We start from the raw sequence: 14485 nt of genomic DNA on the forward strand, positions 1-14485 counted from the left end.
TGCATGCAGACTAAAGAGGCTAGACCCCTGTGGCATTGACGATTCTTGGCCTGTCCGGCGCCCTTAGCCATGATCCCTCCGCAGCCTTGTACGTCGACGGCAAGCTGGTCGCGGCGGCTGAGGAAGAGCGCTTCGTACGCGATAAACATGCAAAGAACCGCATGCCCTACGAATCGGCGAAATTCTGCCTCGAGCAGGCCGGTATCAAACCTTCCGACGTTGATGTGGTGGCGATTCCTTTCGCTCCGATCAGCCTGTTCGGCAAGGCCCGCTGGCACTACGCCAAGCGCTACTGGTACGCCCCGGATCGTGCTCTTGATGCGATCCTGATGGGCAACCGTCGCTACAAGCGCTATCGCAACAAGATCGTCTGGTGCCTCGAACAACTGGGCTTCGATCCGAAGAAAATCAAGATCGAGCCGGTCGAGCATCACCTGGCACACGCCTCCAGTGCTTATCACTGCTCCGGTTTCAAGGAAAAAACCGCAATCCTCGGCATCGACGGTAAAGGCGAATACGCCACGACCTTCTTCGGTTACGGCGAAAACGGCAAGATCCACAAGATCAAGGAATTCTTCGACCCGGATTCCCTCGGTGGTTTGTACGGCGCGATCACCGAGTTCCTCGGTTTCGAGATGCTCGACGGCGAGTTCAAGGTCATGGGCATGGCGCCATACGGCGATGCCAGCAAGTACGATTTCTCGCGTCTGGCCTCGTTCGAAAATGGCGAGCTGGTGATCAACACCGACTACGCCAACGTGATCGGCCTGCGTCGCTATAAAGAGAAGGGCAAAGGCTTCTACTTCTCGCCGAAGCTGATCGAGTGGCTGGGTCCGAAGCGCGAAGGCGACATCGCCGACGAGCCTTACATCCACTACGCCGCGAGCATGCAAGCGCTGTTCGAGAAGCTGGCGTTGCAGATGATCGACTACTACCTGGGCGACGTGCTCAAGGAAACCGGCAAGCTGGCTTTCGCCGGCGGCTGTGCGTTGAACGTCAAGCTGAACCAGAAAATCATCGCCCGCGACGACATCAAAGAGCTGTTCGTACAGCCTGCGTCCGGCGATGCCGGCACCGCAGTCGGCGCTGCCGCTTACGTGTCGCACGCCCGTGGCGTGCCGGTCGAGAAGATGGAACACGTCTACCTTGGTCCGTCGTACAGCAACGAGGACGTGATTGCCGCCTGCGCCCGTCACGAGAACAAGCCGACCTGGCGCAAGCTCGACAACATGCCCGAGCAGATCGCCAAAATCATGGTCGATGGCAACCCGGTAGCCTGGTTCCAGGGCCGCATGGAATTCGGCCCGCGGGCGCTGGGTGGCCGTTCGATCATCGGTTGCCCGAGCGTGGCCGGTGTCGCCGACCGCATCAACCACCAGATCAAGTTCCGCGAGCGTTGGAGGCCTTTCTGCCCGTCGATGCTCGACACCGTCGCGCCGCAGATGATCAAGATCGATCACCCGGCGCCGTTCATGACTTTCACCTTCGAAGTCGCCGAAGAATGGAAAACCCGCGTGCCGGAAGTTGTCCATGAAGACGGCACTTCCCGGGCCCAGGTGCTCAAGCGCGAATACAATCCGCGCTACTACGACATGATGAAGGCGCTGGAAAACCTCACCGGTAACGGCGTGTCGCTGAACACTTCGCTCAACCGTCGTGGCGAGCCGATGATCTGCTCGCCGACCGACGCCCTGAACATGTTTTTCGGCTCTGACCTGCAATATCTGATCATGGAAGACATTCTGGTGGTCAAAGAGGGCGCGAACGCTTATGACTCGCTCGGCTGAACGCCATGTGCTGCAGTTCTGTCACGGCTATGACGGGCCGTTCCTGGACTGCGCACGGCAGTACGCCAGCCTGTTCGCCGGCACCGGCTATCGGGTGACCACGGTGTTTCTGACCGGGGCCGCCGATAGCGAGGTGGCCGCAGCCTGCGCTTCCGATGAAGTGTTGTTCATGGAGTACAGTTCCAAGGCCATTCGGGGCCTGAAACTGGGGGCTATCGGCGATCTGCGCAAGATCGTCGCCTCACGCAATTTCAGTCTTTGCATCGCCCATCGCTTCAAGCCGATCTATATCGCCTTGCTCGGCACATCGCTGCCAGTGATTGGTGTGCACCACGCATTCGGCGATTACCAGCGTGGCACGCGCAAGCTCTTCGCACATATTTTCCGCAAGCGCCTGAGCCTGCTCGGAGTGTCGGATGCGGTGCGCGACGACATGCGGCGCTGCCTGCCGAAATGGCCGGCAAGCCGAATCCAGACGTTGTACAACCGCATCGATGTGCCTGCACTGCAAGCCCGTCAGGTACCTTCCGAAGAAGCGCGGCAGATCCTCGGGCTGTCGCCGCATGCCTGGATCGTCGGCAACGTCGGCCGCCTGCACCCGGACAAGGATCAGGCCACGTTGCTGCGCGGGTTTGCCCAGGCGCTGCCAGGCCTGCCGGACAACAGTCAGCTGGCCATTCTCGGGAGCGGTCGTCTGGAGCAGGATCTCAAGGCGCTGGCGCGCGAGCTGGGGATTGCCGATCGAGTGCTGTTTCTCGGTCAGGTGCCTGATGCGCGCAACTACTTTCGCGCCTTCGATGTATTTGCCCTGAGCTCCGATCACGAGCCGTTCGGCATGGTGCTGCTGGAGGCCATGGCCGCCGGCTTACCGTTGCTGGCCACCGCATGCGGCGGGGCGAAGGAAGTGGTGGAGGGGGTGGGCATTCTGTTTCCACTCGGCGATGCCGAACATCTGGCTCAAGGGTTGCAACACCTGGCCGCGATGGATGAGCCGCAGCGTCGTCAATGTGCACAGATGATGCTTGAGCGACTGCATGAGCGTTTCTCCGACCGTGCGGTGCGCGAGACCTTCTGGCGCCTGCCGCCAGTTACCGATCTGGCAACGAGGGGCTGATGCTCAACCGATTTCAAGGCTGGCGCGAACGTGGCTGGTCGCCCGTTGACGCCTCGACCTACGCCACTGCCTGGCAACGTTATGGCGGCAGTGTCGCGACGCATCCGCTGGTCATCGAGCGCCTGGCGGACCTGGCCGGGATCCCGGTGCGTTATCTGGCCTGGCAGCCGCAGGGCGAGGTTAAAGCCGCCATCGCTACCTGGGGGCGCGACCTGGCTCTGTCCAAGGACGTGCTCAAACGCAACGGCAAGAAAGGCCTGTTCGACCTCGGCAATGCCGAGCTGATTCTGCCTGCCGCCGTCGATGCTCAGGCACCGCTGCGTCATCGGGCGCGCTATTTGTCGGCGCTCAACGAAAGCCGTTTCAGTGGCCTGAAGTTGCAGGCAGAACAGCTGGCTATGGCCCGCACGCCGGAAGAATTGTCGAAAAAATTCCGCTATAACCAGCGTCGCGAATTGCGCCTGCTGGAAGAAGCGGGCGGCGTGGTGCGAGCGGTCAGCGAGTTCTCCAGCGTCGAGCTGGCCGCGATGTATTGCGATCTGTTCCAGCGCCGCTGGGGTTTTCCGGCCACCGGCGCGGCGCGCATGGCCGAGGTCATCGAGTTGCTGCGCGAGCTGTTGATCGGCTCGGTCATTTTCCTCAACGATGCGCCGATTGCGATTCAACTGGTCTACCGCGTCGAGGCGCCGGAATGGATCAGTGTCGAATATGTGAATGGCGGCGTGGATCCCGAAACCCGCGAGTTCAGCCCCGGCAGCGTGCTGAGCTTTCTCAATACGCAAAGCGCCTGGGAACACGCACGGGCACTCGGCAAGCCGCTGCGTTTTTCATTCGGGCGCGCTGACCGTGAGTACAAGGACCGCTGGTGCAACCCTGTGCCGGTGTTCACCGTATGAGCCAGACCATGAGCCGCAAACAGCAATTGCTCAAGCGCCATCGACGCAACAAGCGCGTGGCTATGTTGGTCGCGCTGGCCGCAATCATCGCGCTAAGCGTGCTGGTCGCCTGGTGGCTGGCGCCGGTGTTGCTGATCGGCGGCTGGATCGCCCATGAAGCGTGGTTTGCCGATCATCTGTTCTACGCCCCGAGCGACGATTATCAGTACAGCTTCCCGCCCTATACGCCGCAGCCGAAGGTTCATCTGCACGGCGAGCAGTTGCGTCTGGATGAAGGTGTGATGCTGGCCGATGACGCTACGCTGATCCTGGCGGTGCGGGTCAAAAGCACCTGGCTGGGGCGCTTTCTCGATCCTTGTATCGCGTTATCGGGCGGCGCCAATCCTGACGTGCAAACCTTTGAGCGCGGTGTCGGCGGCCTGCGCTATCTGAACCTCAGCGGTCAGGCGCAAGCGTTGTCCGAAGGAGTGTTGCGTCTGCGTGGCCGTTTCTGTCGAGTGTCGGGCGAGCCGGTGCTGTGGGCGCTGGAACACGCCGATTACCGTCGTCAGCGGGTCATGGTCATCGCCCCTCACGCGGATGATGCGGAACTGGCGGCGTTCGGCTTGTACAGTCAGGCCGATGAAGCCTGGATCGTTACCCTGACTGCTGGTGAAATCGAGGCCGAACACTATCAGCAGATGGGCATGAGCAAGGTCGACGCCGCGCAGCTGAAGGGCCGTTTGCGCGCCTGGGACAGCCTCACCGTGCCGCAATGGGCCGGTGTCCCCCAGGAACGCTGCGTGCAGTTGGGCTATTTCTGCCTGCAACTGGCCGCGATGCGTGACAACCCGAATCAACCGGTGGGCTCGCGCGAAGCGGACTTGAGCGATACCCGCCTGTTCCGTCAATTCAATCCATTTGTGCTCCCGGGGGACGCCGATGGCGCGCCGACCTGGAACAATCTGCTGGCCGATCTGCGCGAAACGATGCTGCGCGCGCGTCCGGACGTCATCGTGCTGCCGCATCCGGCGCTCGACCCGCATCCTGACCACATCTGCGCGCAGCAGGCTGTGCTTGAAGTGTTGAAAGGTCTGGACTGGCAGCCGACGCTGCTCGGTTATGCCAACCACCTGCACGATAACGACCGGTGGCCGATGGGTAATAGTGGTGAAGGCGTGGCTCTGCCGCCAGCCTTTGATGCTGGCGTGCCGGTGCAGCCTGTATGCCTGGCGTTGTCCGCAGAGCAGCAGCGTGACAAAGCCATGGCCCTGGGCATGATGCATGACTTGCAGCCGCCTGCGCCGTTCAAGCGTCGCTTGCGTCGCAGCCTGCAGCGATTGCTGGCTGGGCGCTCCGGTTCGCCTTATGGCGAAAACGAATTTTTCCGCAAGGCGGTTCGGCGACATGAACTGTTCTGGCGTTTGTAACGACACAGGCGCCCGCGCAAGACTTTCTTGCGGGCGGGCATGTTCAGGTTTGCTCGGGTTGCTGTTGCGGCAAGGAAGACAATGAAAGTTCTATTTCTGGTGCAGAAAGATCAACGGGCCATTCTCGATCGGTTGTACGAGGGTGTCGCCGCCCATTGTGAGTGCGATCTGCGCTGGTTGAGCGGTGACGAGCAGCGCAATCTGCGTCGATACTTTCGCCGCGAAGTCGACGTTTCCCGTTATGACCGCATCGTGTTTTTCTTGCGCTTCAAGCAGGAGATCCGTCAGGTCGGATTTATTCGCACCATCCCCAATCTGGTGATTCTGGAGCACGACGCCTATCAGAATTACATTCCCTGCAAGTACACCGGCAAGTTCAGTGCGCACTATCGGCGTTTGCCGTGGGCACGCGTGATCAGTTCTGGTTTCGTGGTGACCGAGCGCCTGCGCTCGGAGGGCTTCGACGCCGTGTTCGTGCCCAAGGGCTACGATCAGACGCAATTGCAGGACCAGAGGCGCGAGAGGGATATCGAACTTGCCTTCGTCGGCAGTACCAACAGTGTGGCCTACAGCGGCCGCAAGGCACTGCTGGATGAATTGGGCCAGGTCGAGCCGCTGCTGGTGACGCGGACCAAGTCCGGGGCTGAATACCTGGAAACGCTCAACCGTATCCGCTTTTTTGTCAGCGCGGACGTGGGCATGGGCGAGTTCATGATCAAGAACTTCGAAGCCATGGCTTGCGGCTGCGTCCTGCTGGCCTATGATCAAGGCGCCGCCGAAGCTGCGGCGCTGGGTTTGCAGGACATGCACAACGTGGTGTTCTATCAGACGATCGCGCAGTTGCAGGAAAAGCTGGCCACGCTGCGCGAGGATCCGCAACTGGCGCAACGCATCGCTGACAACGGTCGCGAACTGGCGGTGGAGCAATTCAGCTTCGCGCGGATCGGTCAGCGCATCGTTGAAGAGCTTGAGCCACCGCTGCGTGAGCGGGCGCCGCTGAGTCTGCTGGAAAAAATCCGCCTGAAAGTGGGCATTTGACAAGTGTCATATAGCCAGTGATATTGCTGGCGACTTCTGATTAACGAGATTTCGGTGCAATTTTCCAAAGAAAGCCAGATTACATTGGTGGTTACCAGCTGCGGTCGACTCGATCTGCTCAAGGCCACTCTCGATAGCTTCGACCGGTACAACACGGCACCCATTCGTGAAGTGTTCATCACCGAAGATGCCGGCGACGAAGGCGTTGCCGGGATTCTGCCTGCCCACTGGAAAGAGCATTGCACGATCTTCGTCAATCGTCCGAAGCTGGGCCAGTTGGCATCGATCGACCTGGCCTACGGGCAGGTCAGCACACCCTATATCTTTCATTGCGAAGACGACTGGGAGTTCTACCGTCCAGGGTTCGTGGAAGACTCGATGACCGTTCTGCAGGCCCGGCCGGAAATTCTGCAGATCTGGTTGCGCAGCTATAATCACGATCTGCGGGTTCACAGTCCTTACATCCATTTGGGCGCGCGCGAGATTGTCGATGGCGTTGCGTGTTATCCGCTGATTTCCGACAAGCCGGAGTGGCAGGGGTTCTCGCTGAACCCTGGGTTGCGTCGACTCGAGGACTATCGGTTGTGTGCGCCTTTCGCCGGCCATGGTGGCGAGAAGGCCTTGTCACAGCGCTACTCACAACTGAACAGGGACGCCTTGATACTCGAGGCAGACGCGGTCATGCACACCGGTTTCGGTCTGCATGTGCAAACGGATGTCGAGCGTGAACGCAAAGCGCGCCGCAATCGCCGCGAACAGATCAAATTTGCCTTGTTTCTGTTGCTGGGAGTCTGCATTGGCTGGTTCATCAACTGAGTTCGAGTACCGCGCAGCTTGTCCCCGCAAATCCGTGCAACGGCTTTCTGCCCTATGAATATTCTCAATATCATGTGGGCCGGTGGCGCTCCGTTCGCATCAATCCATAAAGTGCATCAGCAGATACTCTCTCAGGCTGCGCCGTCGGCGGTGGTCAAAACCTGGCTCCTCCAGGGGCAGGGAGCCGAGTGCGGCGTGGATGTCGGTGAGGTCCGGGAGTGGCAGTTATCGTCAGCCCGCCTGAAGGGCCGGCATTTCTGGCGTTTGGCCAAACCCGTGATGCGGGCGAGGTTTCGCCAGGCGCTCGTGGACAGTGACGCTCGATTGCTGCTGCTGGACGGCATGGGTGTCGCACGCACGTTGTTACCGGTCCTCAAGAAACTGCCGCATATCCGCGCGGTAGTGATCTTCCACGGTTCGGCGCGTTTGAATGCCGGCGACCAGGCTCTATTCCAGGCAATCCCTGCGTCCCGGCTGGCATTGGTTGCCGTTTCCAGCACCCTTGCCGATTCACTGGCCCGCGATCTGCAGATGCCTGTCACCGCGCTGCGAAGTGCGTTCGATCCTGAGGCTTTTCGCGCTGACCTGTTCACCCGCGAGCAAGCCCGGACACGGTTGGGTTTGCCGCAAGGCGATGCGCCAGTATTGGGCGCCGTAGGGCGGCTGGTCTCGGAAAAAGGTTTCGGCTATCTGCTGGATGCCTTTGCCGCAGCACTCGACAGCCGCCCGAACTTGCGCCTGGTCATTATCGGCGAAGGCTCCAAGCGCGCGGCGCTGGAGCAGCGCATCGACGCGCTTGGCTTGCACGACAAGGTCTTGCTGACCGGGCATCTGAACGAAGCAGCGCAGCTTTATCGTGCGTTCGACTGGGTGGCGATCCCTTCGCTGGAGGAGGGTCTGGGTCTGGACATGCAGGAAGCGGTGATGGCCGGCGTACCGGTGTTGTGCAGCGATCTGGAGGTGTTCAGCGAACAACTGGGCAGCGCCGGCTGGTATGCCCCGGTCAATGACACAAAGGCCTGGTCCGAGACCATCGACCGCGCCTTCGGTGCCTCATCTCAAGCGATCAATGCCGAGCAGTACCGGATGCTCGCTCCGGACGAGGCCTGGTCGAGCTTCAGCCAGGCTGCCCGCGCATTGTTTTCATGACGACAAGACCGCGCGCTCAAGTGCCTGCATCGGAAAGCTGTCGTTCAGCTTTTCGCGCGCAATATAGCGGGCGAAATGTTGCAGGTTGCGTTTGATCAAGCGCTTTGGCAACGGTCCGCGGGTAAAGCGCATGTCGGCAACATCGATAAGGCCCATGCGGTTGTCTGGCGTGACCACGATGTTGCCAAGATGCAGGGAGCGGAAATAGATGCCCGAGCGGTGCAAGCTGCGTATCAGCTCGGCCAGATCCGGCAATGCCTGAGTCCAGTTGAAACCTTGTTTTGCGGCGATCTGGCGCAGCGTTTGCCCTGGCAGAGGCTCATACAGCACGGCGGTCATGCCTGGTTTCTCAAGGCGAAAGAACTGGAGGATCTGCAAGGTCGGCACGCCGAGTTTGTGCAGCTCGACGGCATTGTCGATGAATCGCTTCGAGTAGGGGCGAAACAAGGCGGATGAAAAAAACCTTTTGCGACGAAACAGTTTGAGAATTTTCCCATCCTGCAGCAGGTAGACTTTCGGCCCATAGCTGTCCGCTTCCAGCACTTTGGCGGCGTCGATCATTTGGTCTAGAGCGGCTTGTGAGAGCCGGGAGCATCGCATCGTAGGAAGCCTTGTCGAAAGTGCGGGGTGTTGTAGCGGGCAATGATGCCGAAAAGTTTCGATTTTAACCATGCCGCGTCGCATGGGCGAACCCTTGTCAGGAGCAGATTGATGCAGGAAACACGCTGGGCGCAACTATGGATGGCGACGGGGCTCTTGTGGTTTTTACTGGCCATTGCCGTAGCGCCCACCAACAAGGTTTACCAGCAGGGGCTGGTCGCTCTCGTCTGGTTGCCGGCGCTATTGCTGGGCTGGCCTGCGCGGCATCGCGTCAGGGAAGTGCTTTACGAGCAACGCTGGATCTACCTGCCGTTGCTCGGATTGCTGGTCTGGTCGCTGATCAGTCTGGCATGGACAAACGCACCGGAAACGGGTCGCGAGGCCAAGCGTCTGTTGTACATCGTGGTGTTCCTGCTGTTTTTTCCGGTGTTTGCCAGCGGACGCCCCGAGCGGTTGATTCGCCTGATGCAGTGGGGCGGGCTGGGATTGGCGGTGACGGCGCTGGTGGCGATTGTCAGGTTCTACGTCATTGACGGCAACGCCTGGTCTGCGCGGGTGGAAGGTCTGGGTGAACTGGCGCATCCGATCCTCGGCGGCTATGTCATCGGCCTCGCGGCCGTGTGGCTGGCCCTGTGGGCGCCGCGTGATTTGATGCGGCAAGGGATCTGGGCACTGGCGTTGACGGTGCTGGTTGTTTTTGTCCTGATGAGTCAGAGCCGCGGTGCGGCGTTGGCGCTGTTTCTGACCATCCTGGCCATGCCGATCTGGTGCCGTGACCGGCACAGCCGAATCGTCGCAGCCGTGGCACTGGTGGTGGCGATTGCGGCGCTGTGGCTGTTCGAGCCGTTGGTGCTGGCGCGCGGGGTCTCGTATCGTCCGCAGATTCTGATGGCTTCTCTGGATATGATCGCCAAGCACCCCTGGGGCGGGCTGGGTCTGGGTGGGGACTATCGGGTGCTCTGGTCTGGAATGACCTTCGATCACGCCCACAACCTGTTCACCCATGTCGCGATCGTGCTGGGTCTGCCGGGACTGCTGTTATGGTCTGCCGTCTGGTTCGGCGTGATTTTCCAGGCGTGGAAAGTTCGGGAAACGCTGTATGCCCGGGGGATCATCGGTATCTGGCTGTTCTCGACATTGGCGATGCAGTTCGACGCTGCCAGCCTCACCGGCACTCCGCGCGCCGAGTGGTTCATCAGCTGGCTGCCGTTGGGGCTTGCCAGCGTTTTGGTATGGGCGCGGGCCAATGGCGGCGCTTGTGATAAAATTTCGCGTTCTTCTTAACCAGTGAGCTCTACGATGACTGACGCACCGCCCAAAGCGGAACAGGAATCCAGCCTGAAAATCTACTTTCGGCTGTTGGGGTACGTAAAACCCTATATCGGTCTTTTCCTGCTGAGTATCGTGGGCTTCGTGATCTTTGCTTCCACGCAACCGATGCTGGCCGGGATTCTCAAGTATTTTGTCGATGGCCTGAGCAATCCCGAAGCGGTGCTCTTCCCCAATGTGCCTTATCTGCGAGACGTGCAGCTGTTGATGGCTGTGCCGTTGCTGATCATTTTGATCGCAGCGTGGCAGGGCCTTGGCTCGTTTCTCGGCAACTATTACCTGGCGAGGGTTTCGTTGGGGCTGGTGCATGACCTGCGTATCGAATTGTTCAACAAACTGTTGGTACTGCCCAACCGCTATTTCGATACCCACAACTCGGGTCATCTGATCTCGCGCATCACCTTCAACGTGACCATGGTCACCGGCGCCGCCACCGATGCCATCAAAGTGGTGATCCGCGAAGGCCTGACCGTGGTTTTCCTGTTCGCCTATCTGCTGTGGATGAACTGGAAGCTGACTCTGGTGATGCTGGCCATTCTGCCCGTGATCGCGTTCATGGTCGGCAACACCAGCAAGAAATTCCGCAAGCAGAGCAAGAAGATTCAAGTGGCCATGGGCGACGTCACCCATGTGGCTTCCGAAACCATTCAAGGCTATCGCGTCGTGCGCAGTTTTGGTGGCGAGGCTTATGAGCAGCAGCGTTTTGCGGCGGCCAGCCAGAGCAACACCGACAAACAGTTGCGCATGACCAAGACCGGCGCGGTGTATACGCCGATGCTGCAGCTGGTGATCTACACCGCCATGGCGGTGTTGATGTTCCTGGTGTTGTTCCTGCGCGGTGATGCAACGGCCGGTGATCTGGTCGCGTACATCACGGCTGCCGGTTTGCTGCCCAAACCGATCCGGCAATTGTCCGAAGTCAGCTCGACCATTCAGAAAGGCGTGGCCGGTGCTGAAAGCATTTTCGAGCAACTCGACGTTGAACCGGAAATCGATACCGGCACGATCGAGCGTGATCGGGTCAGTGGCCATCTGGCGGTGAACAACCTCAGCTTCACTTACCCGGGCACTGAACGGGAAGTGCTGAAAAACATCAGCTTCACCGCGTCGCCAGGTCAGATGATCGCCCTGGTCGGGCGTTCCGGCAGCGGCAAATCGACGCTGGCCAGTCTCATTCCGCGCTTCTATCACCACGAGACCGGCGAAATCCTGCTCGATGATGTCGAAATCGAGGACTATCGTCTGCGCAATCTGCGCCGCCATGTAGCGCAAGTGACCCAGCACGTGACGCTGTTCAACGACACCATCGCCAACAACATCGCTTACGGCGATCTTGCAGGCGCGCCTCGCGAAGATATCGAGAAAGCCGCCAGGGATGCATTTGCCATGGACTTCATCGCGCAAATGCCTCAGGGCCTGGATACCCAGGTGGGCGAGAACGGTGTGTTGTTGTCTGGCGGACAGCGTCAGCGTCTGGCGATTGCCCGGGCCTTGCTGAAAAACGCCCCGCTGCTGATCCTCGACGAGGCGACTTCGGCCCTTGATACCGAGTCCGAGCGGCACATTCAGGCAGCACTCGACCATGTCATGAAAGGCCGCACCACGCTGGTGATTGCCCACCGTTTGTCGACCATCGAGAAGGCCGATCTGATCCTCGTCATGGATCAGGGCGAGATCGTCGAACGCGGCACTCATGCCCAATTGCTTGCTCACAATGGCTATTACGCGCGGCTGCATGCGATGGGGCTGGATGCTCCGGCCGAAGACATTGCCTGATCTGCGGACCAGGGTGAGCCAGCCTCACCCTCGTGTATTCCCGGTGCGCGCGATCCTGTTAATATCGCGCCCCTGTTCATTTTGTATGTGGGTTGCTCCATGAAATTGTCGATGCCGCGATTCGATCAAGCCCCTGTCTTGGTGGTCGGCGATGTCATGCTCGACCGTTACTGGCATGGCGGAACCTCACGGATTTCCCCTGAGGCACCGGTGCCGGTGGTCAAGGTCGAGCAGATCGAAGATCGCCCGGGCGGTGCCGCCAACGTGGCGCTGAACATTGCCGCGCTGGGTGCACCGGCATCACTGGTGGGCGTGACCGGCGATGACGAAGCCGCCGACAGCCTGAGCAACAGTCTCAAGGGCGCCGGCGTGCGCGCCTTGTTCCAGCGCATCGCCCATCAACCGACCATCGTCAAGCTGCGGGTCATGAGCCGGCATCAGCAACTGCTGCGTATCGATTTCGAAGAGGTGTTCGCCACCGATGCGCTGGCACTGGCCGCGCAGGTCGACGAACTCCTGGAAGGCATCAAGGTGCTGGTGTTGTCGGATTACGGTAAAGGCGCACTGAAAAATCACCAGGCGCTGATCCAGGCCGCTCGTGCCAAGGGTATTCCGGTATTGGCTGATCCCAAGGGCAAGGACTTTTCGATCTACCGCGGTGCCAGCCTGATCACACCGAATCTCAGCGAGTTCGAAACCATCGTCGGTGGTTGCGCCGATGAGCACGAACTGGTGAGCAAGGGCGCCGTCCTGATGCAGGAGCTCGACCTCGGCGCGCTGCTGGTGACCCGTGGTGAACACGGCATGACCTTGCTGCGTCCGGATCATCCGGCGTTGCATCTGCCGGCCCGCGCCCGCGAAGTGTTCGACGTGACCGGTGCCGGCGATACGGTGATTTCCACCCTGGCCGCGGCCATTGCCGCAGGCGAAGAACTGCCGCACGCCGTGGCGCTGGCCAATCTGGCAGCAGGCATCGTCGTCGGCAAGTTGGGTACCGCAGCGATCAGCGCCCCGGAACTGCGCCGCGCCATTCAGCGCGAAGAAGGTTCGGAGCGAGGTGTGCTGGGTCTTGAGCAACTACTGCTGGCGGTTGACGATGCCCGTGCGCACAACGAGCGGATTGTCTTCACCAATGGCTGCTTCGACATCCTCCATGCCGGCCACGTGACCTATCTGGAGCAGGCCCGCGCTCAAGGCGATCGTCTGATCGTCGCGGTCAACGATGACGCCTCGGTCAGCCGCCTGAAAGGCCCGGGCCGGCCGATCAACAGCGTTGACCGACGCATGGCGGTACTCGCCGGTCTCGGCGCGGTGGACTGGGTGATCAGCTTTTCTGAAGGCACGCCGGAAAACCTGCTGCGCGAGGTCAAGCCGGATGTGTTGGTCAAGGGTGGCGATTACGGCATCGATCAGGTAGTCGGCGCCGATATCGTCACCGCCTACGGCGGCACGGTGAAAGTGCTGGGGCTGGTGGAAAACAGCTCGACCACAGCAATCGTGGAAAAGATCCGCGGCCAATAAGCTCAAGAGATCGCAGCCTGCGCCAGCGCCTGCACAATTCTGTTCAGGCGCTGGCGCAGGCTGCGATCTTTTTGCTTTTCAGGAATTCACTTTCTTGCGCGGTACGATTTTCTTCAGCAGCTGCCTGGCCTTGCCGCGCAGGCGTGCCAGTCCAGTAGCCTTCTCGGGTGGCGTCAGACCCTGTTGGCGCAACCAGTCCTTCCAGCGAATCCGCTCATCGCGCACCAGCCAGCCATCCTGTCGCGCGAAGCTTTCGGCCAGATACAGACCGCGGGTACTGGCCGGATACAGTTGATCCTTTTTCAGGGTGTACAACTCGGGCAGCGGCTGACCGTCGTGCAATGGCATCAAATACAGGTCAGGCCGTTTGCGATCGAGCCGCGCCACCAATTGATCACCCTCCAAGCGTTCATCGACATGAAACAGGCTCAAGGACTTCGCCTCCTTGGGCACATCCAGGCGCAAGTCATAGATCAATTGCAGGGACGCCGTCGGCAGATGCACGTACGCCCTTGGTCGCTCCAGCAATTGCAGGTTGGCGCAGCGCACCGGCCGTGCCGAACCGGACAGCGGTGTCAGGCGAAACGGCAGCGCTTCGCGGTAATGCAGCGCGGCGGAGTAGGGCGCCGGCAACCAGGTGTCGTTGAAACGCCCGCCGAGCCAGCCTTCCGGGGTTTCCAGCAGGCACTCTTCGGCAATTTCCTGAATCGCCGTGTGCAGCGGAATGTTCAGCTCATGGGCCGGTACGTAGCCGGAAATCAGCTTCAGTACCACGTCGCCGCGATCCTGGCGACGCTGGCGCACCAGCACCCAGTAATCGCGATTCTGCCAATGCAAGGTCAGGCGCACGGACACGCCGAGGTTGGCCAGTTCCAGGGCGAAGCGCTCGCTGTCGGCGACGCTGACCGGTTTGCGCCGTTGCAGGGTCTGGGCGAAGTTCAGCGGCATGCCGACGCTCTGATAGCTCAGGCCTTCGGGCGTGGCTTCGACGAACAGTGGCAGCGTCTTGAAGTTGCTCGGGTTCTTGCGGATGAGCGTGCGCGGCATATC

Annotated in this window: 12 protein-coding genes; 10 read left to right on the top strand and 2 right to left on the bottom strand. The window is 60.4% G+C overall.

The features are described 5' to 3' along the window. Positions 1–29: 29 nt before the first annotated feature. The 7 genes from QMX86_RS00355 (at position 30) to QMX86_RS00385 (ending at position 8209) form a co-directional block, all read left to right on the top strand. Positions 30–1787 carry a carbamoyltransferase gene (locus QMX86_RS00355; RefSeq protein ID WP_282385259.1) on the top strand — a complete coding sequence of 586 codons (1758 nt, stop codon included), beginning with the start codon at positions 30–32 and terminating at the stop codon, positions 1785–1787. Continuing rightward, positions 1771–2901: a glycosyltransferase gene (locus QMX86_RS00360; protein ID WP_282385261.1), complete on the top strand. Its 1131-nt coding sequence runs from the start codon at positions 1771–1773 to the stop codon at positions 2899–2901. The genes QMX86_RS00355 and QMX86_RS00360 overlap by 17 nt, the downstream gene beginning before the upstream one ends. Beyond that, positions 2901–3797, top strand: a complete 897-nt coding sequence (locus QMX86_RS00365; RefSeq protein ID WP_073471650.1) for an antimicrobial resistance protein Mig-14 — start codon at positions 2901–2903, stop codon at positions 3795–3797. The genes QMX86_RS00360 and QMX86_RS00365 overlap by 1 nt, the downstream gene beginning before the upstream one ends. A gap of 8 nt (positions 3798–3805) precedes the next feature. Next, entirely contained in the window at positions 3806–5206 is a 1401-nt protein-coding gene (locus QMX86_RS00370) for a PIG-L family deacetylase (protein WP_282385275.1), read from the top strand. A gap of 81 nt (positions 5207–5287) precedes the next feature. Further along, a complete protein-coding gene (locus tag QMX86_RS00375; protein WP_273528647.1) occupies positions 5288–6244 on the top strand; it encodes a glycosyltransferase in 957 nt (318 codons plus the stop codon). A 54-nt stretch (positions 6245–6298) separates the two neighbouring features. Then, complete coding sequence (locus QMX86_RS00380) at positions 6299–7060, top strand: hypothetical protein (RefSeq protein WP_024011332.1); 762 nt, start codon at positions 6299–6301, stop codon at positions 7058–7060. Between the two features lie 54 nt (positions 7061–7114). After that, on the top strand, positions 7115–8209 hold the full coding sequence (locus tag QMX86_RS00385) for a glycosyltransferase (protein ID WP_282390376.1): 1095 nt from the start codon (positions 7115–7117) through the stop codon (positions 8207–8209). Here the strand turns inward: QMX86_RS00385 and QMX86_RS00390 are convergent. Further along, positions 8204–8770: a lipopolysaccharide kinase InaA family protein gene (locus QMX86_RS00390; protein ID WP_224787295.1), complete on the bottom strand. Its 567-nt coding sequence runs from the start codon at positions 8768–8770 to the stop codon at positions 8204–8206. The genes QMX86_RS00385 and QMX86_RS00390 overlap by 6 nt on opposite strands. 150 nt (positions 8771–8920) lie before the next feature. On the opposite strand from QMX86_RS00390, the gene QMX86_RS00395 reads away from it, so the two are divergent. From QMX86_RS00395 to hldE, 3 genes are all read left to right on the top strand, one after another. Beyond that, positions 8921–10093 (top strand): O-antigen ligase family protein, encoded by a 1173-nt coding sequence (locus tag QMX86_RS00395; protein WP_073471654.1) that lies wholly within the window; start codon positions 8921–8923, stop codon positions 10091–10093. A gap of 15 nt (positions 10094–10108) precedes the next feature. After that, on the top strand, positions 10109–11914 hold the full coding sequence (msbA, locus tag QMX86_RS00400) for a lipid A export permease/ATP-binding protein MsbA (protein WP_016771984.1): 1806 nt from the start codon (positions 10109–10111) through the stop codon (positions 11912–11914). Between the two features lie 99 nt (positions 11915–12013). Then, positions 12014–13435, top strand: coding sequence for a bifunctional D-glycero-beta-D-manno-heptose-7-phosphate kinase/D-glycero-beta-D-manno-heptose 1-phosphate adenylyltransferase HldE (gene hldE, locus QMX86_RS00405; RefSeq protein WP_282385273.1), 1422 nt, complete (start codon positions 12014–12016; stop codon positions 13433–13435). A 78-nt stretch (positions 13436–13513) separates the two neighbouring features. Here the strand turns inward: hldE and QMX86_RS00410 are convergent, their stop codons facing one another. Next, a complete protein-coding gene (locus QMX86_RS00410; protein WP_073471655.1) occupies positions 13514–14482 on the bottom strand; it encodes a metal ABC transporter ATPase in 969 nt (322 codons plus the stop codon). Positions 14483–14485: the final 3 nt, after the last annotated feature.

It is taken from the genome of Pseudomonas sp. PS01270 (genome assembly GCF_029959775.1).
GTDB lineage: Bacteria > Pseudomonadota > Gammaproteobacteria > Pseudomonadales > Pseudomonadaceae > Aquipseudomonas > Aquipseudomonas atacamensis.

Excerpts from the sequence above, each read along its gene's own strand:
- QMX86_RS00360 (WP_282385261.1), top strand. The coding sequence starts at position 1,771 with ATGACTCGCTCGGCTGAACGCCATGTGCTGCAGTTCTGTCACGGCTAT.
- QMX86_RS00365 (WP_073471650.1), top strand. The coding sequence starts at position 2,901 with ATGCTCAACCGATTTCAAGGCTGGCGCGAACGTGGCTGGTCGCCCGTT.
- QMX86_RS00370 (WP_282385275.1), top strand. The coding sequence starts at position 3,806 with ATGAGCCGCAAACAGCAATTGCTCAAGCGCCATCGACGCAACAAGCGC.
- QMX86_RS00375 (WP_273528647.1), top strand. The coding sequence starts at position 5,288 with ATGAAAGTTCTATTTCTGGTGCAGAAAGATCAACGGGCCATTCTCGAT.
- QMX86_RS00385 (WP_282390376.1), top strand. The coding sequence starts at position 7,115 with ATGAATATTCTCAATATCATGTGGGCCGGTGGCGCTCCGTTCGCATCA.
- QMX86_RS00390 (WP_224787295.1), bottom strand. The coding sequence starts at position 8,770 with ATGATCGACGCCGCCAAAGTGCTGGAAGCGGACAGCTATGGGCCGAAA.
- QMX86_RS00395 (WP_073471654.1), top strand. The coding sequence starts at position 8,921 with ATGCAGGAAACACGCTGGGCGCAACTATGGATGGCGACGGGGCTCTTG.
- msbA (WP_016771984.1), top strand. The coding sequence starts at position 10,109 with ATGACTGACGCACCGCCCAAAGCGGAACAGGAATCCAGCCTGAAAATC.
- hldE (WP_282385273.1), top strand. The coding sequence starts at position 12,014 with ATGAAATTGTCGATGCCGCGATTCGATCAAGCCCCTGTCTTGGTGGTC.
- QMX86_RS00410 (WP_073471655.1), bottom strand. The coding sequence starts at position 14,482 with ATGCCGCGCACGCTCATCCGCAAGAACCCGAGCAACTTCAAGACGCTG.